The organism is Atopobium sp. oral taxon 199 str. F0494, from assembly GCF_000411555.1.
GTDB lineage: Bacteria > Actinomycetota > Coriobacteriia > Coriobacteriales > Atopobiaceae > Lancefieldella.
In genome coordinates this window covers 283,568-284,068 of sequence record NZ_KE150487.1, presented here as the reverse complement: position 1 = coordinate 284,068, position 501 = coordinate 283,568, and the positions used below count along the sequence as shown (strand labels likewise).

The following is a 501-nucleotide window of genomic DNA, read 5'->3' as shown; positions in this document are numbered from 1 at the left end:
TGGTCGCACCCTTCACGGGTGCGTGGATTGAAACCAGTTGCCAGAGTTGCAGTCGCCAGAGTTGCGGTGTCGCACCCTTCACGGGTGCGTGGATTGAAACAAAACCAAGACCGCTATATAGTCTTGTGCGATTTAGTCGCACCCTTCACGGGTGCGTGGATTGAAACCGCATCAAAGAGACGGTGATTACACATGCCGACGGGTCGCACCCTTCACGGGTGCGTGGATTGAAACAGCATCCATCACGGCGTCAAGCTCGGCAGCGGTAAGTCGCACCCTTCACGGGTGCGTGGATTGAAACATTCCATCAACTCAATTCCTCTACGAGTATAAGCTGTCGCACCCTTCACGGGTGCGTGGATTGAAACTCCGCAACTGAGGTTGCAAATGCAATGACAGAGAGTCGCACCCTTCACGGGTGCGTGGATTGAAACCATTTCTGCGAAAAACTCACTGACTGCTATCAAGTCGCACCCTTCACGGGTGCGTGGATTGAAACTT

The 501-nt window shown here is 53.5% G+C and carries 1 CRISPR repeat array.

The features are described 5' to 3' along the window. Positions 1 to 2: 2 nt before the first annotated feature. Positions 3 to 499: direct repeats of the CRISPR family, unit length 32 nt; unit sequence GTCGCACCCTTCACGGGTGCGTGGATTGAAAC. Between the last annotated feature and the right edge of the window lie 2 nt (positions 500 to 501).